General features: G+C 27.4%; 21 protein-coding genes, 1 tRNA gene and 1 other RNA gene. 6 read left to right on the top strand and 17 right to left on the bottom strand.

Features of this window, described 5'->3' with window-relative positions; all coding sequences use genetic code 11:
• Window positions 1-160: 160 nt before the first annotated feature.
• The 3 genes from ACRDDE_RS03310 to ACRDDE_RS03300 form a co-directional block, all read right to left on the bottom strand.
• Window positions 161-1,105: an SPOR domain-containing protein gene (locus tag ACRDDE_RS03310; RefSeq protein WP_438625510.1), complete on the bottom strand. Its 945-nt coding sequence runs from the start codon at window positions 1,103-1,105 to the stop codon at window positions 161-163.
• A 62-nt stretch (window positions 1,106-1,167) separates the two neighbouring features.
• A complete protein-coding gene (locus ACRDDE_RS03305) occupies window positions 1,168-1,920 on the bottom strand; it encodes an endonuclease/exonuclease/phosphatase family protein (protein ID WP_438625508.1) in 753 nt (250 codons plus the stop codon).
• 69 nt (window positions 1,921-1,989) lie between these two features.
• Window positions 1,990-2,598, bottom strand: a complete 609-nt coding sequence (locus ACRDDE_RS03300) for a hypothetical protein (RefSeq protein WP_438625507.1) — start codon at window positions 2,596-2,598, stop codon at window positions 1,990-1,992.
• A 362-nt stretch (window positions 2,599-2,960) separates the two neighbouring features.
• Between ACRDDE_RS03300 and rocF the strand changes: the two genes are divergently transcribed.
• A complete protein-coding gene (rocF, locus tag ACRDDE_RS03295; RefSeq protein ID WP_438625505.1) occupies window positions 2,961-3,863 on the top strand; it encodes an arginase in 903 nt (300 codons plus the stop codon).
• Between the two features lie 55 nt (window positions 3,864-3,918).
• Here rocF and ACRDDE_RS03290 read toward each other — a convergent pair whose 3' ends face one another.
• Genes ACRDDE_RS03290 through polA form a run of 5 tightly spaced genes read right to left on the bottom strand, consistent with a single transcriptional unit; the run spans window position 3,919 to window position 9,685 of the window.
• Window positions 3,919-4,131 (bottom strand): heavy-metal-associated domain-containing protein, encoded by a 213-nt coding sequence (locus ACRDDE_RS03290; RefSeq protein ID WP_438625503.1) that lies wholly within the window; start codon window positions 4,129-4,131, stop codon window positions 3,919-3,921.
• 54 nt (window positions 4,132-4,185) lie between these two features.
• Complete coding sequence (locus ACRDDE_RS03285; protein ID WP_438625501.1) at window positions 4,186-5,901, bottom strand: ABC transporter substrate-binding protein; 1,716 nt, start codon at window positions 5,899-5,901, stop codon at window positions 4,186-4,188.
• Window positions 5,888-6,457 (bottom strand): lytic transglycosylase domain-containing protein, encoded by a 570-nt coding sequence (locus ACRDDE_RS03280; RefSeq protein WP_438625499.1) that lies wholly within the window; start codon window positions 6,455-6,457, stop codon window positions 5,888-5,890. The genes ACRDDE_RS03285 and ACRDDE_RS03280 overlap by 14 nt, the downstream gene beginning before the upstream one ends.
• Window positions 6,450-7,052: a dephospho-CoA kinase gene (coaE, locus tag ACRDDE_RS03275; RefSeq protein WP_438625497.1), complete on the bottom strand. Its 603-nt coding sequence runs from the start codon at window positions 7,050-7,052 to the stop codon at window positions 6,450-6,452. The genes ACRDDE_RS03280 and coaE overlap by 8 nt, the downstream gene beginning before the upstream one ends.
• An 8-nt stretch (window positions 7,053-7,060) precedes the next feature.
• Window positions 7,061-9,685 carry a DNA polymerase I gene (gene polA / locus ACRDDE_RS03270; RefSeq protein WP_438625495.1) on the bottom strand — a complete coding sequence of 875 codons (2,625 nt, stop codon included), beginning with the start codon at window positions 9,683-9,685 and terminating at the stop codon, window positions 7,061-7,063.
• A gap of 138 nt (window positions 9,686-9,823) precedes the next feature.
• Here polA and ACRDDE_RS03265 point away from each other — a divergent pair.
• Window positions 9,824-9,910, top strand: a tRNA-Leu gene (locus ACRDDE_RS03265).
• A gap of 193 nt (window positions 9,911-10,103) precedes the next feature.
• Here ACRDDE_RS03265 and ACRDDE_RS03260 read toward each other — a convergent pair.
• From ACRDDE_RS03260 to ACRDDE_RS03250, 3 genes are all read right to left on the bottom strand, one after another.
• Window positions 10,104-10,325, bottom strand: a complete 222-nt coding sequence (locus tag ACRDDE_RS03260; protein WP_046821462.1) for a small, acid-soluble spore protein, alpha/beta type — start codon at window positions 10,323-10,325, stop codon at window positions 10,104-10,106.
• Between the two features lie 111 nt (window positions 10,326-10,436).
• Window positions 10,437-13,967 carry a pyruvate:ferredoxin (flavodoxin) oxidoreductase gene (gene nifJ / locus ACRDDE_RS03255; protein WP_438625493.1) on the bottom strand — a complete coding sequence of 1,177 codons (3,531 nt, stop codon included), beginning with the start codon at window positions 13,965-13,967 and terminating at the stop codon, window positions 10,437-10,439.
• 138 nt (window positions 13,968-14,105) lie between these two features.
• Entirely contained in the window at window positions 14,106-14,828 is a 723-nt protein-coding gene (locus ACRDDE_RS03250) for a hypothetical protein (RefSeq protein WP_438625492.1), read from the bottom strand.
• A gap of 189 nt (window positions 14,829-15,017) precedes the next feature.
• On the opposite strand from ACRDDE_RS03250, the gene ACRDDE_RS03245 reads away from it, so the two are divergent.
• Window positions 15,018-15,938: a selenium metabolism-associated LysR family transcriptional regulator gene (locus ACRDDE_RS03245; RefSeq protein ID WP_021428582.1), complete on the top strand. Its 921-nt coding sequence runs from the start codon at window positions 15,018-15,020 to the stop codon at window positions 15,936-15,938.
• Window positions 15,939-15,965: 27 nt separating this feature from the next.
• Here ACRDDE_RS03245 and ACRDDE_RS03240 read toward each other — a convergent pair whose 3' ends face one another.
• From ACRDDE_RS03240 to ACRDDE_RS03230, 3 genes are all read right to left on the bottom strand, one after another.
• Window positions 15,966-17,360, bottom strand: a complete 1,395-nt coding sequence (locus ACRDDE_RS03240) for an aminopeptidase (RefSeq protein ID WP_438625490.1) — start codon at window positions 17,358-17,360, stop codon at window positions 15,966-15,968.
• Between the two features lie 78 nt (window positions 17,361-17,438).
• The gene (locus ACRDDE_RS03235; RefSeq protein WP_021428585.1) at window positions 17,439-17,657 is read right to left on the bottom strand and encodes a DUF896 domain-containing protein; all 219 of its coding nucleotides are present in this window, start codon (window positions 17,655-17,657) and stop codon (window positions 17,439-17,441) included.
• 11 nt (window positions 17,658-17,668) lie between these two features.
• Complete coding sequence (locus tag ACRDDE_RS03230; protein WP_438625489.1) at window positions 17,669-19,093, bottom strand: PLP-dependent aminotransferase family protein; 1,425 nt, start codon at window positions 19,091-19,093, stop codon at window positions 17,669-17,671.
• A 115-nt stretch (window positions 19,094-19,208) separates the two neighbouring features.
• On the opposite strand from ACRDDE_RS03230, the gene ACRDDE_RS03225 reads away from it, so the two are divergent.
• Both ACRDDE_RS03225 and ACRDDE_RS03220 read left to right on the top strand, forming a co-directional pair.
• Window positions 19,209-20,021: a histidinol-phosphatase HisJ family protein gene (locus ACRDDE_RS03225; RefSeq protein ID WP_438625487.1), complete on the top strand. Its 813-nt coding sequence runs from the start codon at window positions 19,209-19,211 to the stop codon at window positions 20,019-20,021.
• 105 nt (window positions 20,022-20,126) lie between these two features.
• A complete protein-coding gene (locus ACRDDE_RS03220; RefSeq protein WP_438625485.1) occupies window positions 20,127-21,458 on the top strand; it encodes an oligosaccharide flippase family protein in 1,332 nt (443 codons plus the stop codon).
• A 674-nt stretch (window positions 21,459-22,132) separates the two neighbouring features.
• Here the strand turns inward: ACRDDE_RS03220 and ACRDDE_RS03215 are convergent.
• A complete protein-coding gene (locus ACRDDE_RS03215) occupies window positions 22,133-23,296 on the bottom strand; it encodes an exosporium morphogenetic protein CdeC (protein ID WP_438625483.1) in 1,164 nt (387 codons plus the stop codon).
• A gap of 182 nt (window positions 23,297-23,478) precedes the next feature.
• Between ACRDDE_RS03215 and ACRDDE_RS03210 the strand changes: the two genes are divergently transcribed.
• A complete protein-coding gene (locus ACRDDE_RS03210) occupies window positions 23,479-24,495 on the top strand; it encodes a hypothetical protein (RefSeq protein WP_438625481.1) in 1,017 nt (338 codons plus the stop codon).
• Between the two features lie 38 nt (window positions 24,496-24,533).
• Here ACRDDE_RS03210 and ssrS read toward each other — a convergent pair.
• Window positions 24,534-24,720, bottom strand: a non-coding RNA gene (gene ssrS / locus ACRDDE_RS03205) — 6S RNA.
• 84 nt (window positions 24,721-24,804) lie between these two features.
• Window positions 24,805-25,698 carry a hypothetical protein gene (locus tag ACRDDE_RS03200; protein WP_438625479.1) on the bottom strand — a complete coding sequence of 298 codons (894 nt, stop codon included), beginning with the start codon at window positions 25,696-25,698 and terminating at the stop codon, window positions 24,805-24,807.
• Window positions 25,699-26,075: the final 377 nt, after the last annotated feature.

Genomic DNA, 26,075 nt, shown 5'->3' with positions numbered 1-26,075 from the left:
TACCCCCTTATGGCTTAATTTAAACTTTTTTCTATTATAAGTATACTATATCCATAGTAATATTTTAACAATCGTTAAAATATTATCTTACTTTTAATCTAAACAATTACTTTTTTCTAGAATCTTTTCAAAATAAAAAAAGTTGTTTTTTAAACAACTTTTAAATAGATTTAATAGAATTTATAAAGCTATAATATCCTTGCATAGATGACATTAGTAAACTTTCACTTATATTAAATTGGTCTTTTTCTACCATTTCCATGCTATTTTTTGATTTATCTTTTACAGACTCTGCATACTTTAGTAGATTTTCCTTAAATCCTTTCATTCCCTCATAGTCAATATCCTTTGCATTTTTTTCAACTTTATCTAAAATAGATAGTCTATTATTAATTATATTTTTATAGTTTTCTTTATCTATATTACTTTCATTTTTATCCCATACTTTAGATTCTTCTTCAAAGTTAGTTATTAAATTATTTAACTCCCCACAGATGCTTTCTACATAAGAATACTTTTCTGTATACTGCAAGCTAAGCATAGGTATTTCTAATTTAGTTACAAAAGCATCTGGAAAATCTTTTTTTAATGTCTCTAAATTCTTTCTGCTTTCTTCTTCTTTAAATGAAGGATATGTTTGAACTTTTTGAACTTTATCTACTTCAACAGTAGAAAATGGTACTTTTAATTCACTTAATTTATTTTGTATTTGCTTTAACTCTTCTTCATTATCTATTGCAGCTATTTGAATTGAATATATTCCCCAATCTTTAACAGTCGCTACTTTTGCATTTTCATTACTAACATTTGATACTTCTTGTTCTTTTTTCTGTTCTTTATCTTTACTTTTATCTTCTGTTTTTGCTTCTGTTTTCGAATCATCACCTTTTCCTAGTAAATCTTTATATGAAAATTCTTTAAATCCTAACTCTTTTTTATTGAAAATATTTAAACTGCTTATCTTTTCTGTAAAACTAAAATCAGATTTTTTTATAAAAAATGCTCCTCCTGCTAATACAACTACAACTAGTCCTACAGTTATGCCTTTTGATATATGGTTTCTTCTTCTATTCATACCTCTATAGATATTTCTTCTCTTATTCATTAGTTTGTCCCCCCGTTTAAATATATTTACTAATATATATTCAATAAAATAATAATTTATTCCTAAATTTTAAACTTTGATACTATAGGATAATGATCTGACATGTTTTTCATTAATACATCGTAATCTATAACTTCGATATCTGGTGAAACTAAAATATAGTCAATTCTATCTAATGCAGTTGAAAATGTTAGCGTGTTATCTTTATTCACCTTTGTTGCTGCATCTTTAAAAATATCTTCATTTATATTCATATTTCCATCATTAAAATCACCCACAACTATGTATGGATCCTCTAAGTTTTTAACAAAAGATTCGACTTCTTTTAGTTGTTTCTCTCTCTCTTTATCATTTAGTCCTAAGTGTAAATTTATAATATTTAATTTTCTTCCAAATCCTAATTTAACCACAGTGTGAAGCATTCCCCTTTGCTCCGTTGTGCTACTTAAATATATATGATTTTGGCTTATTATTTTGTATTTAGAGTATGTTGCAAGTCCATAATTTGCCCCTAATTTAACTACATTTGCTCCAAAATGAGAATACATATCTAAATCTTCTTTTAAGCTACTTACTTGAAACCCTGCTTTTGCTGATTCATTTACTTCTTGCAAACATATAATGTCTGCATTTTCTATTCTTAAAAAATCAATTATATCAAATAAACTGGGAAACATATCTTTATTTAAACCACTATGTATATTATAGCTAACTATTTTTACTTCCTTTTTTGGCGTAAATTTATTTACTTCTAAAAAGCAACTTCCAATAACTATTATAATTATAAAAACTATAGCCCATAGCTTTTTTATCATTTTGTAATCATCCCCTAAATCTAATTGATTCTAGTTGTTAAAAAACTTAAGACGCTAATATATAGCGCCTTAGTTTTTAATTTTACTTAGTTTATCCTTTATTATACAGTTTATAACTTTTTTTCGTATATCTTCTGCACCTTCTTCTTCTTTAGTATCTATATTTAGGATTTTTGCAATGGACTTCATATCATTTCTTGCCCTTGACTTATAATTTTCAATTAGATAATTTCTAATTTTTTCTGGCTCTAATATATAAGTACTATTTTTCTTTGTATAGTATATATACTTTTTATTGTAATACTCTTTATTTTCATATATATTAGTTGATACTTTTTTTAATAGTATCTTATATGATTGCTTTGCATTTACACTCATTCCTAAATATCTAGCAAATTTTATTAACTCTGCTTTTGATTTAAAAATCTCTTCACCTTTAATTATTTTTACAATCTCACTTATATTTTGTTGATATGCTCCTCTTTTTAAAGTTTTTATATATGTTTGTACATTTAAATCTTCATCATGAAACTCACTTATACTTTCATCTATAACCGAATTTACCTTACCTTCAATATACCTCAAAGCCCCTTTATTAGAGGTTGAGCCTTGAAGTTCTTTTTGGGTCATATCAAGTATAATTTTTTTTAGGTCCTCATTATGTTCTATAGGCTCCATGATATCCCCCCCTTTGATACTTATATTATATTCAATAAATCAATAAAAGTTTCTTTTTATAATCATTATATAGTTTTATATATGTATTAATCTAATATTATATATCTAATAATATAATTTTTTATTTAATATTTATGTATATATTTTTCTTATTTGTCAAATAATATTAATGTAAATCAAACATACTCAATCTCCCCAATTTAGACTTCTATTATTTCCCCCATAGAAGTCTTTTTTTTACGCTTAATGAAATTGAACTTAATATCATAAATAAAACTAATCTTTTATTAATTTTGATTTTCTCAAATGCATTATGGTAAAATATAACACGGGTAGAGATTAGATATACAGGAGGGTTAGTCATGAATATAAATATTATAGGAGTACCTACATTTTATGGTTGTGATAAATTAGGTCCTCAATTAGGTCCTGATAAATTAAGAGAAAAAGGGATTGTACAAACAATAAAAAAGTATAACCACCAAGTTTATGATCTTGGTAATTTATATGTTGAAAGTGTTGATGAAAGCGAGAAATTTGCTTCTCACTCTAATATGAAGTACTTTAAGCCATTATTAGATATAAACAATAATCTTGCACATGCTGTAAATACATCTTTAAAAACTGGATATTTTCCACTTATAGTTGGTGGTGACCACTCTATAGCTCTTGGAAGTATTTCTGGCGTTAGCAAATATTTTGATAAAAAATTTGCATTGGTATGGTTTGATGCTCATGGAGATATAAATACATTTGAAACATCCGAATCTAAAAATGTACACGGTATGCCATTGGCTTCTTTAATGGGATATGGTCATAGTGAATTAAAAAACTTATATACTGAAAATATTAAGATATTAGAAGATAACGTTTATCATATAGGTGGTAGAGATCTAGATTCTGGAGAAAAAGAATTTATTCAAAATACAAATATGAATATGTACTATCCTGAGGATTTAGCTAATAAAGGGTTAGATTCTGTAATAAATGGTATTTTATCTAATTTACATAGTAAAAATATACAAGCAGTACATATTAGCTTTGATTTAGATTTTATAGATTCCCAATATGTACCTGGTACTGGAACTAGAGTTGAAAATGGTTTTACCGTTGATGAATCTAAGTATCTTCTTACTAAACTCTTAGAATCAGGTTTAGTTAAGTCAATGGATTTAGTTGAACTTAATCCATCATTAGATGACGATGATATTACCGCTGATATAGCCATCGATATAGTAGACACAGTTTTTAAAAACTTAAAATAAATATATTCTTCTTAAGCGTAAAAAAATACCAGTAGTTCCCTACTGGTATTCTTATTTATTCTATTCCTTTTAACTCATATCCTAAGTCATCTATTACTGCTTTTATCATGTCATCAGATACATTATCATTTACTTCGACTACAGCACATTTATTTTCTAAACTTATATCTATTACTTCTAAACCTTTTATATCTTCTTGTAGAGCTTCTTTAAGATGTCTCACACAATTCATACAACTCATTCCATCTACTAATAATTTTTTTCTCATATGTTATCACCTCTGTATTTTTTAAAATCTTTAATTCTTATATACCCCTATATATTATTCTTTAAAACCTAGGTTATATATACCTTCATATATATCAAAGTCATTAGGTTTTAAATTTCCTTCTATCCTTTTATTTGTTACTAAATAATCATCTGTTATACCTAAACTTACAAATGCTACATTGTCATTAACGTGTTTTTGAATAGATTTATATATACTCTTCGTATTATCTACACTCTTAGAATTTTTTAATGAATTTAGATAATTTGTTAATTTTTCATTAGTATATCCACTATAGTTTATTATATCTGTAGCGTCTGGCACTGATGATAATTCCCATCCAACTAATGCTAAATCATATTCTTTTTTATCTAATGCTTGAGCTAATGCATCACCTTCAAGTTCTTCTACAGTAGATTTTATTCCCATCTCATTTAGATTTTCTCTTATTAAGTGGGCAGCTTTAACTCTTTCACTATTTTCTTTATTTACAACTATTTTTAAATTCAAATTCTTAATAGCTTCTTTTAGTTTCTCACTTTTTTCTTTTTCTTCTCTTGCTTTCTTAGCTTCTTTTGATTCTTTATTTGCTTCATCTTCTTTTTTATTAGTTTCTTCTTTTTTAGCTGTTTCTTCTTTTTTGTTATTTTCTTCTTTTTTAGAAGCATCATCTTTACTTGCAGCATTAGAATTAACTTTATCTATGTCTATTTTACTTAAACTTTCTTTAGCCTTCTCAACATTATAGCCTATTGCTTTTATACTTGCATCATAATATTTAGACTTAGAATGTAATGGGAAATTAACATCTGATACATTCCCTAAATAAGCCTCTGATAGAATTTTCTTTTTATCTATACCATATGAAATTGCTTTTCTAAAATTGATATCATTCATTATAGGATTACTATAATTAAATATCATATATTCATATCCTCTTCCTTCATAATTAGTAATTTTAAATTCATCTTCTTGGAATTCACTTAAATCACTAATTCCAACCTTAGTTATATCACTTGATAAAGCTAAAGTCATAGAAACTTGAGCTGCCTCGTCTGGTACAATCATTACATTAATCTCTTTTTTTGCATCTTTTATTTTCTCTTTATCATAGTAATCTTCATTAAGTGTTAATACCATATTAGATTTTTTATTAAATTTAGATATTTTATATGCTCCACTTCCAACCATATTATTTTTATAATCTTTTACGTCTGCTGCATTTAATCCACTTAATTCTGATTTACTAACTATAGGAAATATTAAATTATCTATAGAAAATGCATACGGTTGATTAAAATGTATAGTTAAATTTTTATTATCTGTAGAAGTTACTGATGATATATTTTCAACTAAAGGTTTATACGAACTATTTTCTGACCTCTTTATTGAGTCTATTGTGAACTCTACATCATCAGATGTAACAGGCTTACCATTATGCCAGTTAACATCTTTTAATTTTATATTTATACTTCTACCGTCGGATGCCATAGAGTACTCCTCTACTAATTGTGGAACGGCATTATAGTTACTATCTATTGTAAATAAGCTATCATAAACTAAATCTAAAATATATCCAACAGATTGATTGTTATTATTTATAGGATTTATTGTTTCAGGATTTACCATAGATAAATGTATATATTCTAAATTATTATTTTCACTTACATTTTGCTTTTCATTTTTGTCTTTGTTACTATCACCTTTGCCACACCCAGAAACAGCAAGCATAATAGTCATAATAACCGTCACTACTTTAATTCTTTTCATTAGCTTCTTCCTCTCCATACAATGACTTGTAAATAATATAGTTCTCTTTAACCTTGCCTAAGTAATTTTTAGTTTCATTAAATGGTATTTCATGTAATTTATTACCATCTTTACTATAAGCTTCATCATTTAACCATTTATTTACATTTCCTGATCCTCCGTTATAAGCAGCTACAACTAAATCTAAATCATTAAATTCTTTATATAACTTACTCAAATACCAACAACCTATTTTTATATTAGTTTCAGGATCAAATATATCAACTTTTCCTAATTTCAATTCATCTTGTGCCCATTTTTGAGTTATATCACTTATTTGCATCAATCCTTTAGCCTTTTTATTGGATATAGCATTTTTGTTAAATTTGCTTTCTACTTTCATTATACTATATACTAAGTTTTCATCTATTGAAAACTCTTTAGAATATATCTCTACATATTCCTCGTATAATCTTGGATGTAATAATTTTAACACCAATTTTTGTCTTATTGATATTACTCCTAAAACTAACAACATAAAGATTATAAATATAGTTATATATCTTTTTTTATTCACACCATTTCTCCTTTATATGTGTTATTAGTTTACTTGCATCATAGATTAGCTTCTCTCTATCCCCTGAATTATCAATTATATAATCTCCAAATTTAATTTTTTCAGATTGACTCATTTGTGAATTTATACGACTCATGGCTTCATTCTTTGTAATATTATCTCGGTTAATTATTCTTTCTAGTTGAACATTTTCATTACATGTAATAACAACTAACTTATCTACCAAATCTAAAAAGTTTCCTTCTATTAGTAAAGCTGCATCAACTATCGCAATATCTTTATTATTTAATTTTATATTATTTATTTTTTTTATTATCTCTTTTTTTATAGCTGGATGAGTCAATGAATTTAGTTCAATTAACTTTTTATCATCATTAAAAACTATTTCACCAAGTTTTTTTCTATCCAGAGTTCCATCATTTCTTTTTATATTATCACCAAAATTATCAAATACCTTTTTTAGTAAGTCACTGTTATTCATAATTTCTCTAGATATTAAGTCCGCATCAATTATATCAAAATAGTTTGCTTCTAGAATTTTTGACAAACTGCTTTTCCCACAGCCTATATTTCCTGTTAGTCCAATTACCAACATCTTATCACCTACTTTGTTTCATACCAAGAATCTCCGGTATTTAAATCTACATCTAAATTAACATCCATAGATACAGCATGTTCCATTTCATCTTTTACAATCTTAGATACTTCTTCTAATTCACCTTCAATACATTCAATTATAAGTTCATCGTGAACTTGAAGAACTAATCTAGATTTCAAATCTCTTTCTTCTAATTTTTTATATACATTAACCATAGCTATTTTTATTATGTCAGCGGCACTCCCTTGTATTGGCGCATTCATAGCCAATCTTTTCCCTAAATTTTTAAGTATTGTATTAGAAGATTTTATTTCCGGTATATATCTTCTTCTATTTAAAATAGTTTTTACGTATCCATCTTCTTTTGCTTCTTCGATTGTACTATCCATATACGATTTTATATCTTCATAAGTGTTTAAATAACTATCAATATAGTTTTTTGCTTCCTTAACTGGTATATGTAAATTTTTAGCTAGTCCAAAATCGCTTATACCATATACTATACCAAAGTTTACTGCTTTTGCGGCACTTCTTTGCTCACTTGTTATATCATTTATATCAATACCAAATACTTGTGATGCAGTTTTAGTATGAATATCTACGTTATGGTTAAATGCATCTATCATATGCTCATCTTGACTCATATGTGCTAGAACCCTTAATTCGATTTGTGAGTAGTCTGCATCTACTAATTTAAAGCCTTTATCTGCTATAAATACTTTTCTTATATTTCTACCTAATTCCAACCTTACTGGTATGTTTTGTAAGTTAGGATCTGTAGATGAAATCCTTCCGGTTGTTGTTATTGTTTGATTAAATGATGAATGGATTCTGTGACTTATAGGATTTATTATGTTTATAAGCCCATCTACATAAGTAGATTTTAACTTTACAATTTGTCTATATTCAGTTATCTTGTCTATAATTTCATGCTTATCACTTAAGTGTTCTAATACTTCAGCATTAGTTGAATATCCTGTTTTAGTCTTTTTAATAACAGGAAGTTCTAATTTTTCAAATAGAATAACACCTAACTGTTTCGTAGAATTAATATTAAATTCTTCTCCTGCAAGATTATATATGTCTTTTTCTAGTTTATCTATAGATATTTTAAATTCTTCGCCCAATTCTATTAATTTATCTTTATCTACCATTACACCTTCATATTCCATGTATCCTAACACTTCTACTAAAGGCATCTCTACATGATAAAACAGACCATCCATATCCATATCAACTAATTTTTCTTCCATTTTAGGACTTACTTTTTCAACTAATTGAATTATACTTCCAATTGTATTATCTAATTCTTCTTTTTCTAGATCTTCATATTTTTTAGCTTTAACACCCTTACCTAACAATTCTTCAGATGATTTTATTTTTTGTCCAAAATAGTTCATGGCAATTAAATCATATGTATAGTTAGAGCTACTAGAATCTATTAAGTACTCTGCTATAGCTATATCAAAGTAAATATTGCTTAAAGATATTCCATAAGGTCTTAGCGCTATATAATCTTCTTTTAAGTTGTATCCATAAATTCTTAGATCTTCATCTAATAACAGTTCTCTTAGTTCATCTATTTGACTTTCCTCAGCATATAGTAATTCTTCTCCATCAACACTTAAATAAATTTTCATTATATTTTTTTCAAGAATATTTCCACTTCTAGATATAGTTTTCATTATTAGATTTTTGCTACTTCTTGCTTTATTTATAAAGCCCTTGACATCTTCAAGGTTATTTACTATTACTTCTAATTCTTCTGCATTTGAATCCAGTCTAGATATTAAGCTATTGAAATTAAGTTCGTTAAAAACTTCTATTAATTTTGACTTATCATAATTTCCAAACTCTAACTTTTCTAAATTAAAATCAATTGGAACATCTCTAATTATCGTAGCTAATTTTTTACTCATTATAGCAAGCTCTTTATTTTCTTCGATTTTTTTCCTAGGACTTCCTTTTACTGAGTCAATATTTTCTATTATATTTTCAATACTTCCGAATTCTTTTATAAGTTTAATACCTGTAACCTCTCCAATTCCAGGGACTCCAGGTATATTATCTGACTTATCTCCCATAAGGCCTTTTAAATCTATAAATTGAGTAGGTGTCATTCCATATTTTTTCTCAACTTCATTGAAATCATATTCTTCAACTTCTCCTACTCCTTTTTTAGTTATAAGCGTAGTTGTAGTCTTTGAAGCTAATTGAATTGCATCTTTGTCTCCTGTGACTATATAAACTTTATATCCCTCTTGCTCTGCTTTTAAAGATACAGTACCTATTATGTCATCAGCTTCATATCCTTCAATCTCTAAACGATTTATATTAAATGCATCTAATAAATCTTTTAATGGCTCCAACTGTTGCTTTAATTCATCTGGCATTTTTTTTCTTCCAGCTTTGTATTCCTTATACTCTAAATGTCTAAAAGTCGGAGCTTTTTTATCAAATGCAACACTAATATGTGTAGGTTTGTATGTATCTATCAACTTAAATAGCATATTTGTAAAACCAAATATTGCATTCGTATGTAGCCCTTTTTTATTAGTTAAGTCAGGCAATGCATAAAAAGCCCTATTAACAATTGAATTTCCATCTATTATAATTAACGTTTTTTCCAAATTTATCACTCCTAATTATTTATACTCTCTATTATTACCAATTCGTATTATATTTAATATTACCATATTATTGAATGTATATTAAGGCTAAATATATTGCAAAACGTTTTTATTACTGTTATAATAGATTTATAACGAGCCGGTTTGCTGGAATCGGCAGACGGGGCGGACTCAAAATCCGTTGGTAGTGATACCGTGTGGGTTCAAGTCCCACAACCGGCACCAATAATCTTTTAGAAGAGCTTCAACTATTTTGTTGAAGCTCTTTTATTTTTTTATTTTAAAAAAATAAAAAATCACTTACACAATGTAAGTGATTTTTAAGGGAAAGTATTTTGATAGTTTTTTATTTTATTATAAGATTATTATAAACCCTAAAACTTAAAATAACCTTAAATAAATTCTATAAAATTTAATATTATTTTTTATTATTGTATTCTCTTAATAAAATCTCTTCTCCCATTTGAACTAATTTTTTAGACATAACTGCTCCTAAACTCCCAGGTATATCTTCATTTTTATTAAATGAAATATTACTTTGTTCTACATTAAGATTCAATGGACCTAATTCATTAGCTATTTCTAATTTCATTTCATTTAAAGCTTGCTTTGCATTACTCACTAATGGTTTATTCGCCATTTTGATGTCCTCCTTAAAGTGTCTTCTAGTATATAATTTGCAAATTAATATATTATTATTCTATAAAAACTCAATAAGAAAAAAGAGAGAATAAAATTCTCTCTTTTTTAATTACATTTGTTGTGATAATAACTTATATATTTCATATCTTTCTTTTGCATTTTCTTCTGTCATATCAAATAACTCTTGAGCTATATCTGGGAATTGTTTAGCTATAGCTGAATATCTAACTTGTCCCATTAAGAAATCTTTAAAACTTTCTGTTGGTTCTTTAGAATCTAATGTAAATGGATTTTTACCTTCATCCTTTAATTGTGGATTAAATCTATATAAGTGCCAGTATCCACATTTAACAGCTTGTTCTTCATTTGCAATAGTTCTACCCATACCTTCTTTTAATCCATGAGATATACATGGCGCATAGCATATTATAAGTGATGGTCCATTATAATTTTCAGCTTCTATTACAGCTTTTACTAATTGATTTTTATCTGCACCTAATGAAACTTGTGCTACATAAACATTACCATATGTCATTGCCATTCTACCTAAATCTTTTTTCTTTGTTCTCTTACCTGCTGCTGCAAATTTAGCCATTGCTGCAACTGGAGTTGATTTTGAGGCTTGTCCTCCAGTATTTGAATAAATTTCGGTATCAAATACTAAAACATTAACATCTTCACCTGATGCTAGAACATGATCTAATCCACCATATCCGATATCATATGCCCATCCATCTCCTCCAAGTATCCATTGAGATCTTTTTACAAGGTAATCTTCTAATTCTTTTATTTGACTTATTAAGCAAGAAACTTTCTCCTCTGATCCTTTAATGTTACATATAGATTTTTTAACACCTTCTGATGCACAAGCTGATTCTGATCCATCATTTTTACTTTCTAGCCAATAGTTAAATGCTTTTTTACTTTCTTCATCAATATTCATTCCAACTAGTTCTGTCATTAAATTTTCGATTCTATTTCTTATTTGTTTAACGCCTAAATACATACCATATCCATATTCAGCATTGTCTTCAAATAAAGAGTTTGCCCAAGCAGGTCCTTTACCTTCATGGTTTATAGTATATGGAGTCGATGGAGCTGATCCTCCCCAAATAGATGAACATCCTGTTGCATTGGCTATCATCATTCTATCTCCAAATAGTTGAGTTACTAACTTGATATATGGAGTTTCTCCACAACCTGCACATGCTCCAGAGAATTCTATAAGTGGTTGTCTAAATTGACTTCCCTTAACGCTATTTGGACTCACTATGTCTCCTTTATCTGAAACTTGTGATACTGCAAAATCCCAATTTGGTATTTCTGATTCAGTTTGAGACTCAAGAGGTTTCATAACTAATGCTTTTTCTTTAGCGGGACATATATCTGCACAGTTTCCACATCCAGTACAATCCATAGTATCAACTTGCATTCTATATTGTAATCCTTCAAATCCTTTACCTATAGCTTTTTTCGTTCCAAAACTCTTAGGCGCTTTGTTACTTTCTTCTTCGTTTAATAAAAATGGTCTTATAGTTGCATGTGGACAAACATAAGCACATTGATTACACTGAATACAATTTTCTAATATCCATTCAGGTACATTTATTCCAACTCCACGTTTTTCATATGCTGCTGTACCATTAGGGAATGTTCCATCTTCTATTCCGTTAAATGCACTTACTGGTAAATTGTCACCTTCTTGTGCATTCATTGGTCTTAATATGTTTGTTATAAATTCTGGTTCATTTCTATCTTCAATACTATCTTTAGCAGTTTTCCAATCTTGTGGTATATCTATTTTCACTATTGAACTCATACCTTTTTCAACTGCTTCATAGTTCATATTTACTATCTTTTCACCTTTTTTACCATATGCTTTTTTTATAGAATCTTTTAAATGATCTATAGCATCTTGTTCTGGTATTATTTTTGCTAATTTGAAAAATGCAGATTGCATTATCATATTTATTCTATTTCCAAGACCTATTTCTTGCGCAATTTTTGTTGCATTAACAGTATAGAATTCTATATCATTTTCAGCTATATAATTTTTGATTCTAGCTGGTAAATGATTTTCTAATTCCTCTTTATTCCATATACAGTTAAGTACAAATACTCCACCTTTTTTAAGCCCTTTTAATAAATCATATTCTGTTACATAAGATTGGTTATGACAAGCAATATAATCAGCTTCATCTATAAGATAAGTTGATTTTATAGGGGTTTTACCAAATCTTAAGTGAGACATTGTTATCCCACCAGATTTTTTTGAATCATATGCAAAATATGCTTGAGCAAACATGTCAGTATTATTACCTATTATTTTTATAGCTTGTTTATTAGCTCCAACTGTACCATCTGATCCCAATCCCCAGAACTTACATCTTATAGTTCCTTCTTGTCTTATTTTAAATTTTCTATCTACATCTATAGATTTATTAGTTACATCATCTACTATACCTACTGTAAATTGATTTTTAGGGTTACTAGATTTTAAATTGTCATATACAGATTTTATATCTGCTGGCGTTGTATCCTTAGATCCAAGTCCATATATTCCTCCTATTATCATAGGTGTTTTTTCATTTTCATAAAATGCCGATTTCACATCTAAGTATAATGGTTCTCCTATAGATCCTGGTTCTTTAGTTCTATCTAAAACACAAATTCTTTCTACACTTGATGGTATTACATCCATAAAATGTTTTATAGAAAACGGTCTATATAAATGAACTTTTACTAATCCATATTTTTCACCTTGTCCATTTAAATAAGTTATAGTTTCTTCTATAGTTTCAGTCACTGAACCCATTGCAACTATTATGTGCTTTGCATCTTCTGGCCCAAAGTAATCAAATAAACCATGGTTTCTTCCAGTAAGTTTATTCATTTCATTCATATACTCTTCAACTATAGGTACAATATTTTCATAATATTTGTTAGAAGCTTCTCTAGTTTGGAAATATATATCCGGATTTTGAGCCGTACCTCTTGTCACTGGATGATTTGGAGATAATGCTCTTTCTCTAAATTCTTGTAGTGATTTTTGATCTATTAGTTTTGCATAGTCTTCATAATCTAAAACTTCTATTTTTTGTATTTCATGTGATGTTCTAAATCCATCAAAGAAATGTATAACTGGAAGTCTTCCTTTTATAGCAGCTAAATGAGCAACTGGAGCTATATCTGCAACTTCTTGAACAGAACTTGATGCCAATAATATACATCCCGTTTGTCTTGCTGCCATAACATCTTGATGGTCTCCAAATATAGATAAAGCCTGAGATGCAATAGCTCTTGCACTTACATGAAATACCCCCGGTAACAATTCTCCTGATACCTTATACATATTAGGAATCATAAGTAGTAATCCTTGAGATGCTGTAAATGTTGTTGTTAGAGCTCCAGACTGTAATGATCCGTGAAATGCTCCTGCTGCTCCTGCTTCTGACTGCATCTCTACAACACTAACTTTTTGTCCAAATATATTTTTTCTTCCTTGTGCAGCCCACTCATCTACAACCTCAGCCATTGTTGACGACGGAGTTATAGGGAATATAGCTGCAACATCTGTAAATGCATACGCAACATGTGCCGCTGCAGTATTTCCATCTATAGTAATTATTTGTTTACTCATAAATTAAGCCTCCTATATATACTTACATTATGTAATTTAGTTTTATACTCACTAATTTATTATTTACATTATTTTGTTATATATACTATAAGTAAGCAAACAAAATACTCTCTATATTTAAAATATAGAGAGTATTTTTTAATTTGACATATTTATTAATTCTTTTATTAATGAAGCATCTGAAACTTCCATTATATCTAATATTTTCCCCTTATCTTCAGTTACTGATACAACGAAAGTCGTATTATTTTTTTCACTTTTTAAAATATAATAATTTATAATTTTTTCTTTGTTCTTACTATATGCAACTGCATTTGGCATATCTAAGCTAGTGTCCCTAACTAAATCATCAATATTTTTACCTATATAAGATTTTATCGATTTTAAATCAACTTTACTAGAATCAATAAATGATTGATCATTGAAAAAATCAATTATTACATTAGCTGATTTTGCTTCTTTAGGTAAATCTTCAAATCCAGAAGATAATCCCACAAACTCATCACTTTCTACATTAACAACTTTATCTTTACTTATATCCACGTATAAAGCGCTACTTTCATACCCTTCTTTAGGATATACCATCTCAATATTTAGATTTTTTAAAATTCCTTCCTTATCTAAATGTTCGTATTCGCCGTATTTTTCTGTATTTATATAATATGTTGTCATGTATGGATCCCCTATATTATCCATAACATATTCATAATTTTTCCCCATAACTTCACTAACATCGTTTTGAATTTTAGTCATGTTTTTTTGTTGCGTAGCTTTATCTACTTTTTTTTCACTTTTCATACTGCATCCTGAGAACATTAGTATGACTATTAGCATGATGCTAATTAGCAAACTTTTTTTCATACACCAATCCTCCTAAATTTACTTATATCTAATTATATATTATTTATTTACATTAAATAACCTAAAAAGTTATATTGTAATATTTTTGTAAAACTTATTCCGTATATTGACATTTAATTTTTATTTTATCCTAGATACTTTTTTGTATGTTATAATATGTAAGGACATATTTAGGGGGAGGATATTTTTATGGACTTAAAACAACTTGAAGTTTTTGTAGCTGTAGCTAAATATAATAGCTTTTCTAAAGCTGCTAAAGAGCTTTTTCTTACACAACCTACAGTTAGTGCCCATATTCAAAATCTTGAAAAAAGCCTTGATACAGTACTAGTTAATAGAAATAATAAAGTAATTACGCTTACAAAGGCAGGAGAAATATTATATGAACACGCTATTTATATTTTAAATAATTGCAAAAAAGCTGTTTATGATATAAAGGAATATAGCGGAAAAATAGAAGGTGTTATAGATCTTGCATGTAGTTCTATACCTGAAACATATATACTTCCTGACTTTTTAAAAAGTTTTTATACTAATTATCCAAATGTTAAATTTAGTATAAGTCGTTATGATTCTCAAGATGCTATATCAGAAATTTTAAATGAACGTATAAGTTTTGGATTTGTAGGTTCTAAGGTAAACAATAAACAAATTGAATATATAGATTTAATAGATGATGAACTAGTTTTAATTGCTCCTAAAAATTTGATTATAGAAAATGAAAATGGTTTTATTGATATAGAAAAACTTTATAATTTAAAATTTATAATGAGAAAAGATGGTTCTGGAACTCAAAGTATAGTGATTAATAAGTTAAAATCAAACAAAATACCTCTTAATAGCTTAGACACAATTGCTTACGTTGAATCCAATGAATCTATAAAAGAAATGGTTAAGTTAGGACTTGGAGTTTCGTTTGTATCTTATACTTCAATTATTGAAGATATAAACTCAAATAAGTTAAACTTCTATAAAATTAAAAATATGAGTTTTGATAGAAAATTTTATTTCATATACTCTAAGAAAAAAGCTTTCACTCCTCTTGAGTATAAGTTCTTAGATGGAGTATGTGACTATTTTAATTTGGAACATATAAAAAAAGATAAGTGATTAATCACTTATCTTTTTTATTTTATATTAAGCTTCTATTTCATAGAAAGCTTTATATCCTTTATACATTTCATATATATCTGCTTTAGATACTATTTCATATGGAGCATGCATATTTAATACACCAACTCCACAGTCTATTACCTCTGCACCATATTCAGCTAATATGTAAGCGATCGTTCCACCGCCACCTTGGTCAACTTTACCAAGTTCTGATATTTGCCAAACAACATTAGCTTTATCAAATATTCTTCTTACTTCTGAAGCAAATTCAGCGTTAGCATCATTGCATCCACCTTTACCTCTTGCTCCTGTGTATTTAGTTAAAGCTAAACCATGTCCCATAAAACATGCATTTCTCTTATCTAAAACATCTGGATATGTTGGATCAAATCCAGCTGAAACATCAGCTGATAAAACTTTTGAATTTGCCATAGCTCTTCTTACTTTAAGATCACAATAATCTCCTTGTAAGTTTATAAGTTCAGCTACTGCATTTTCAAAGAATTTAGATTGCATTCCTGTATTTCCTTGAGACCCAACTTCTTCTTTATCTACACATAATGCTACTGCAGTATATTTTGGATTTTCAATATCAAATATAGATTTTACAGCTGCATATGAACAAACTCTATCATCATGACCATAAGCTATAACCATTCCTTTATCAAATCCTAAGTGTCTAGCTTTACCAGCTGGAACAATTTCTATCTCAGCTGTTAAGAAATCTGTTTGAGTCATGTTATATTTTTCATTTAATAGTTTTAGTACATTAGCTTCAACTGCATCTTTCTCTTCATCTTCTAATGGCATATGCCCTACTAAAAGGTTTAATCCTTCACCAGTTACTCCATCAGCTAATTTTTTTTGCATTTGATCTCCTGCTAAATGTATTAATAAATCTGTTATGCAAAATACTGGATCATTATCATCTTCACCTATACATATATCAACTTTAGTTCCATCTTGTAGTATAACTACACCATGTATTGCAAGTGGTAATGCTGTCCATTGATATTTTTTTATTCCACCATAATAGTGAGTTTTGAAAAGAGCTAAATTTCCATCTTCATATAATGGATTTGGTTTTAAATCTAATCTCGGAGAATCTATATGTCCCCCAACAATTCTCATTCCTTTTTGTAATTCTTCTTGTCCAATTACAAATAAAGCAACGCCTTTATCTTTGTTTTCTGCATATACTTTAGTCCCTGCAGTTAAACAACCTGATGACATCGCATCGTTTATTGATATAAAACCATGTTCTTTAGCTTGTCTTATTATCTCTCTTGCTGAAGTTCTTTCTGTTTTACCAGCATCTAGGAACTTCATGTATTCATTTGAGTAATTCATCACAGCATCAAGTTCTTTGTTTTCTTTAATTTGTTCCCATGCATTCTTAAATTCATGTCTTAAATTCATACTTAATACTCCCTTTCTTTATTAAAATACCCTCGGGATAATTATAGCACACTTACATTTGTCAAATGTTAAATTTTTCTAGTTCTTCTTGTTTTTCATTGCCTCTTCATATTCCTCTGGTGAAACTACTTTTATATTTTCTAATCTTGATCTAAAGTGACCTCTAAAATGTTCTAAATATTCTTTTCTTAATCCTTCTCTTTCTTTATGTTCATCTTCAGTTAAACCTTCACCTTTATGCTTTTTTGCTAATTCATTTATTCTGTTTAATTTCTTTTTATCAAATTCATTATTCATATCATTCACTCCTAAAAAAATAATTTATTTTCTTTAAATTCTTCTATGTTTTTGTAGCATTTTAAAAATTCATCTATATTATCCGATATTATATCTATTCCCTTTTGTATTTCATCTAAGCTTGTTTGTGCAATATTTATTCTAAAAAATCTATCGTCTATAGATGTGTCAAAAAAGTGCCCACCTGATAAAATAGCTACTCCTTTTTTTCTTAAGTACTTACTGAATTCTTTTGATGAGTATCCTCTTGGTAATTCTAGAAAGAAATTTATCCCTCCTGTAGGTACTTTTATTTTAAGCTTATTAGCTAATTTACTTTGTATAAGTTCTAGTGCTAATTTAAATTTTTCATAATAAGCATCTTCTACATTTTTTATGTAGTTGTTCCAGTTGAAGTTTTCCATATAATAATACATAGACCTTTGAATTATACCTGATGTTGATATATCTGAAGAGTATTTTGCCCATAGTATTTTATTTAAAATTTCATTAGGCATTTCAACTAATCCTATTCTAATCCCTGGCATAAGTAATTTAGAGAAACTTTTTATATAAATTACCCTCCCCTTATCATCATAACTTCTAAGAGGGTAATGTTCTGTTGATTCAAATTTCAAATCACTCATAAAATCGTCCTCTAATATATAAAAATCATATTTTTCAGCTAGTTCAATTAACTTTTTCTTTTTATATTCTGAGTAAGATATTCCAGTTGGATTTTGGTAATTAGGCATTGTATACAGTATCTTCGGTCTTATTTTTTCAAGTTTTAACTTAAGTATACCTATATCTATTCCATCTTCTAACATCGGTATACTTATAATTTTTGACCCTCTATTTTTAAATACTTCAAGAGCTCCTCTGTAAGTTGGTTCTTCAACAAATACTAAATCCGAATAATTTATTAAACCTTTACAAACTATATCTATACCTTGTTGAGCGCCTGATATAATTTGTATATTATCTTTATTAGTATTTATATTTAGAGTTTTTAAGTATTCTACTAGTTTAGATCTTAACTTTATAAACCCTAATCCATCATCATATTCAAACATTGAATTTCCTTCTTTTTCAAGAGCTATATTTATGGATTTTTTAAACTCTTCTACTGGAAACATATCTATTGAAGGATTCCCATTGTCAAATCTAATTATTCCTTCCATAGGTGTATTTTCATCACTATTAGCTTTTACTCTAGTATCTGACACAAATGTCCCACTACCAATAATTTTATATACATATCCTTCTTTTTCTAATAATTCATATGCCTTTACTATTGTAGTGTTATTAACATTTAATAACTTTGCTATAGATCTTATAGGTGGAAGCTTTTTATTTGATTCTATTTCATTATTTATAATCATTGTTTTTATATGATTATAAATTTGTAAATACTTTGGACCATTGTCTTCTATTACTAACTTGTATTTATCCATTTAATCACCACTTCAAATGATATTGTTGTACATGTGTTTATTGATGCCTATAACTATATTTGATATTATTATGTATATATAATACCAAAATTTATAAAAAAAGGGGATACTAATTATGTACTACGATTATCATATGCATTCAAACTTTTCTGGAGATAGTCAAACACCTATGGAAGATATGGTCAAAAAATCTATTGATTTAGGCTTAAAGGAAATCTGTTTTACTGATCATGTTGACTACGACATAATAAGTGATGTTCCATTTGAAACAGACTACATATCTTACTTAAAAAGTATTGATAATCTTAAAGATAAATTTAAAAATCAAATTACTATAAAAAAAGGAATTGAGATGGGAGTCCAACCTCATATAATAGAAAAGTGTTCAAATGATATAAAAAGCTATCCATTCGATTTTGTTATTTGTTCAATGCACGCAATAGATAAAATTGATTTATACAACGGAACTTTCTTTAATGATAAGTCTCAACACGAAGCTTATGAAAAATACTATGAAATTTTATATTATATAGTCAAAAATTATAAAGATTATTCTGTTTTAGGACATCTTGATTTAATTAAGAGATATGGAGATTACAATGAAGAACTTGATGATAAACTTTTTTCTGATATATTAGAATCAATTTTAAAAGAAGTTGTTCATAGTGGAAAAGGTATAGAAATAAATACGTCATGTTTTAGATACGGTCTAAAAGACTTAACACCTTCAAACTATATACTAAAAATGTATAAAGAACTCGGTGGTGAGATAATAACTACTGGTTCCGATTCTCATATACCATCTCAAGTAGCTTATAAGTTTGACTATATATATAATAGACTTGATGAACTTGGATTTAAATACGTAACAACTTTTGATAAAATGAAACCTCAATTTACAAGCATAAAAAGCATTTTAAACAAATAAAAAATTTACTTTAACTATCAAACATAAAAAATAACTCTATCTTTTTAGATACGAGTTATTTTTTTCATTTTTATATTAATTATTGAATATAACTTAAGATAGGAGGTGATATATTTGAAGATTCCTAATCTTGTATATTCAACTTTAGTGCTTTTTTTATCTAATTTTATAGTCAGAATAATAGGTTTTATATATAAGATATTTTTATCAAATAATTTATCAGAGGTTCACTTAGGAATATATCACATGGTGTTTAACTTTTTAATGATTTGTATAGCGCTTACCACAACAGGAATACCAACTGCTCTTAGTTGCTTAGTTGCAAGAAAAAAAGCATTTAATGATAAGCATAGTACAAATGCTCTTTTTATATCGGCAATATATATATCATTTTTTATAGCATCACTTATTGCTTTTTTTGTGTCAATTAGTTCTGAATCTTTGTCGCTTAAATTATTACATAGCAATAATAGTTCTATCTTTATACTTGCTCTTTGTCCATCAATAATAGCTATAACACTTTCAAATATTGTCAGAGGATACTATTATGGAATAAAGCAAGTTGATATACCTGCTATCTCTCAGGTTTTAGAACAAATTTCAAAAATTATTTTTGTTTATTTGATAGTAAAAAACTTTAATGATCCAACTTTAATCTGTCTATCTGCAATAATAGGTATATCAATAGGAGAATGTATAAGTTTATCATTTATGACACTAGGCTTAGCTCGAAAGCCATATATAGACAATAGGTACACTATAGATATAAAAGAGTTTATGAAATCCTCATATGATACAGTTAAAATGTCAATACCTATTACCTGTAACCGTATGTCTAATATAGTTCTAAATTCTATTAGTTCTATGATTATTCCATCTAGGCTAGCCCTTTCCGGAATTACATATACAACCGCTTTAGGAATTTATGGAACTATTGCAGGTATGGTATTTCCTTTTGTCTACCTCCCATTTATGCTAGTTTCTGCGTTAGTTGTAAATATAATACCTAGCATATCATTGGATGTAAGCAGAAAAAATATTAAATCTATAAAAAGCAAGATATTATTTGCTTTGGTTCTAACTCTTGTTATGGGATTTTTATGTTCTTTAATATTTTATTTATTTGGAGAAAAGATTTGCTTATATACATTTAAAAACAAGGTTGCAGGATTTTATTTAAAATACATGTGCTTAGTTCCTTTATTCTTAAGTTTAAATCATGTAATTTCTGGTATTCTTCATTCTATTGGAAAGGAGTTTATCTCTAGCGTCATAGGAATCTCCTCTATGATTATACAAACGCTTTGCCTATACTTTATACTTCCAATGCCAGATGTAGGCTTATGGGGCTATATATTGATTCTTACGATAGTTCCTATCATAACTTTTGCATTTAATTCTCATGTTTTATTTAAATCTTTAAAATCATTATACTAAGGTGGTTACTTTTATGATTATTCTAAATAAAGATGCGAATTTGTCTTTATCTATTTTTAATAAAAATAATTGTTTATACATAAAAAATTATACAAATAAGCTTGAAAATATTTCAAATAGTGTTTATTTATACTCAGCAATAATCGATAAATATGACAACATTCACATTTGTTTTATCGACTTTAAAAATTACTTTTATTACTACACTTATAATAACAGCTCTTTGAATTTGATATCATCATTTAAGTTGAATGTTAGTTCAAAAAAAATTTATAAGCTTTCTATGTACTCATTGAATGATTCTATAAATATATTTTTTTCTAAGTCTCTAAACAAACATTATCACAATATATATCATTTAAACTATAATTTTTATAATAATGAACTTGTAGAGTTCGATATTAAAAACGCTTTTAAAAGCAAGCTACCCCTTTATACTATTAACGTATCAAATAACCATATTATATGCTCCTACTATGTTAAGTCAAAAAATAAAATAGATTTAGAATCCATGGTTTATAATGATAATGAAAAAAACTGGTCACACTTTTCAAATATAAAAACTAGTAATATTTTATTTAAGTACTGTGATACTATAAAATATTGAAAATAAAAAGAGCATTGATTTTATCAATGCTCTTTTTATTTTCAATATTAGTGTATATATTTTTTAATTAGCACTTATTATCATTATGGCAGTGGTCATGTTTTTCTTCACAATTTCCATTGAATTGAGAGAAATCACAAACATTACCAAATGTGTCTACTAATCTAGGTTTTATTCTTGTAGGTCCACCTAAAACTACTATTTGTTCTTCTATTAATACACTAACTATATTTTGTAAGCATAATACTAAGTCTATGCCATTAGGAATTTGTAACTCATAACAAGGTTTGTTGTTTACTATGTGTTGAGTTATTGTTGCTTTTCCTATACAGTCAACTGTTAATTGAGTTTGGAAATCTTGTCTTAGCGTAAATCCTCTTCCATCTGCTGGAACTACTAAGTCACTTGATAAAGTATTAAAATAGAATACTACATCATTTGATTCATCGCCTTTATGGCATTTACCAACTGGTGTAGCTATAGCAGTAAACTCAGAACATCCAAATCTACCTATTAATTCTATTTCTAAATCTTTAACTAGTACATTTAACCCTTTTTGTTTATACATTACATTTTGTCCCAAACACTTATCGTTGCAGCATCTATTTAATTGACCACAAACATTGTATTCAAAAACTGATTTGCATTTTTTGCCATGTTTATCAACTTCATCAATGCTTAAATTTTCTAAAGATGTTGTTCCTGGATTAATTTTTATACTTGTATAATTTATACAAACTTTTTCTATTGTAGCATTAGTTTGAGTAGAGTTTGGTAATGGTCCACGTAAACTACCTAATTCATAGTCAAAGTTTAAATCTTCTCCATTCGTCATTTTACCATCTGTAAATACTCTAAACATTATAGTATCGTATATTCTATTAGTTTCTATTGGATACAATACTGCTTGTGATGTTGAAAATTTAGGTGGTACTAAAGGATTACTACACTCTTCTGGACAAGGGTTTGGGAAGCAATTGTCTGTACAATCTTCGTCTTTGCAATCACAGCATCCTGGATTACATCCACAATTATGATTATGATGGTTGCAATCATTATTGCAATCATTATTACAATCACATTGTATATATGGATGGCATTGTGGTTTACATCCTCTTAGTTCCTCTTCTATTTCATTCGTTTCTATATAGCTTCTTCCTGAATCTATATTTTGATTAGGCTGTATTACTCTTTTGTTAACTACTTTTTTGGCTCTCATTAAATCCTTCATTCAGTTTTGGCCTCCCCTTTTATTGTCTTATTAAAATGTAGGCTCTTGTTTATGCCTAATTAATAATATGCATGTATTTTGCTAATTGTTACTTAATTAGTCTTTTATTAATTAATTCTTATTAGAATAATTTACTGCTGAGTTAATATATATTTATAGAATATATATTTTAGGAGGTAGTTATGGGATTTTTTAATGAATGTTCATATGTTATAAGAAAATCTAATAAAGATATGATACTTATAAAAAGTGAAAATGGACTGAGCTATAAATATTTTAAAAATAGCAATTCAATGGTTCATTCTGAAAGTATAACACTTGTTCCTATTGATTTTTCTAGTTATTATTTTGATATAGATTCAAATGACAATGTATATGGAATTTTTTCAGATTCTAAAATAAACATTTTAAAACTAAATAATGATAGCAATAAATTTTTAACTCTCCATACAATAGATTATGACTCTGAAAACTACACTATAACATTTCCATACATAAAATTTATAAATAATACAATACATATATTTTATTATCTAACTAATAAAGATTGTGCCACTACTATCTTATTCCATCATTATAATAATGGTAACCAATGGTTTGAAAATAAAGTTGATTTTATAAATTTACCTGTTTTGGATAACTTTATAATTTATTTTAATGAAAAAGTTCCAACAATTTTTTACTTTAAAGAAAATAACGAGTTTCCACAAGTTTATTGCACCAATTTTAATTTAAGTAACCTAAGTTGGAATGATCCGATATGTATAACTAATTCTTTAGAAAATAAAATATATCTATCTGTTCTAAAAGATAAACTTAACTTTTATCACATAGCATATTGTGAAAGCAATGACTTTAAGTACAGTATTAAATATTTAAATGGATATCTAAATAATAATTCATTTGATGAAAGCGTCAATAAATTTATAACAGATGGGTCCTTATATTTATATCCATCTATATTAAAATATAATTCTTCAATATTCATATCTTATGTGTATAAAAACATTTTATATACTTGTTATTCTGATGATTTAGGTTGTAGTTGGAGTGAGTCATATGCGGATGAGTTTAGCATAAATGATAAGTTTATAAGGGCTTGTTTCAAATCTAATTATTTATCTGATAAAGATTATGTATCTACCAATGTTTTTGTAAGCAAAGACCCTTTTGGAATATTAGGTAACTTCTACAATTGATAATAATAAAAAAAGTATTGTGAAAATCACAATACTTTTTTTACCCCAAAACACCGATGGCCCTTTAAATTCATACCCGAGAATCTCCCAGGTGGGTGTACTACTAGCAGTTTTTAAAGTCCCCCATAATTATGAAGGGGCATTTTATCCACCACTAAACTCATACTCCCGTTCAAACTTTGTCGGTTGAATTTAAATAGGCACTGTCGCATGCTCCAGGATTTCATATTTTTATTATATAATAAAATTCAAATTTTTGAAAGCATTTTTAATTAGCAAATTTATAAATTTTTCGTTCTTTTTCTACTTTTATTTATCTATCCTTACATAATCATAGTCTATATAGTCATCTGTTTCATAGTTTTCATCTTCATCTAACATATCTTCAAACTCATTTTCTTCCTCTTCTTCCTCATTTTCTTCTTTATTTACATAATCATATTTATTATTTTTTGTATAATTGCTCTGTTTATTATCACTTCTTAAAAGATTCCCTAAAAGTTTCAAATTATTTAAACTTCCTATGTTATTTATACTAGCCAATGAACTTAAACTAAATCCAGAACTATTTTCTTCTCCTATATCATCAGGCAAGAACAATTCTGCAAATAGTTCAATTTTCTTTTTCATGTCTATCGCTCTCTCAACAGATTCTTTTTTGCTTTCTGGAAAAACCTCTATTATCTCTTTAATCATCATATTTTTTTTATCTTCTTCTTCCATACTTCTAAAGAAATCTGATTCATCTTCGTTATCGACCAAATCAACACTACTAAGTTTTTTTATACCTCTTACTAAATCTAAAACGCTCTCTATTTTTATTAATACTTTTCGTTCATCTTTATCCATATACTTTTTAGTTCTGGTTATTATTTCTAAACCTCTATCTAAATCATCATCACTTAATTCTAACATTTTCATTCCTTTATCAAGATCATTTATGTTAAAACTAGATACTGGATCGATATAATCAGATTCCTCAACAAACTCGTCTTCATCTTCTTCTAAATCTATTTCTTCGTCTTCAATATTTTTTGGTCTAAATTTGTTTTTTAACTTAATTTTATTATTTTTCTTATTTAATTTTGACCTCATACTTCCCATTTCTTGATTTATATCTAAACTACCAGTTTTATTGTCTGACAATGATATATTTCCATTACTTAAAGCTATCATCCCTAATATAAATAGTAAACTGTTCACCTTTGTCACCCCTTACTATATACTACTCCTAATATATAAACTATGTTTTATTTACTATTATTGTTACTTTTTTTATAAATTCGCATATATATTATTTATAGGTATTTTTTATTTTTTCATATTATTAATCATAATTCATTAGATACTTCTATATATAAATAATATGAACTTAATCAAATATATATTATTGAAAGAGGTGCTTTTATGAAAAAAATAGATAAAGAAGCAATGGAAAAATTCGCAAAGGAAAAAAATATTGATAAAGGCAAAATCGAAGAAATAGCAGATGGCTATAAAGATAAATCAGAAGATGAACTTATGGATGAACTTGTTAAAATAGGAAAAACTCTTCAAGGAAAAGAAGAAGTTGTTGAAAA

It is taken from the genome of Paraclostridium sp. (assembly GCF_051656405.1).
Taxonomy (GTDB): domain Bacteria; phylum Bacillota; class Clostridia; order Peptostreptococcales; family Peptostreptococcaceae; genus Paraclostridium.
Note: the sequence above shows the minus strand (reverse complement) of the source record. Positions and strands in the feature narration are given on the sequence as shown.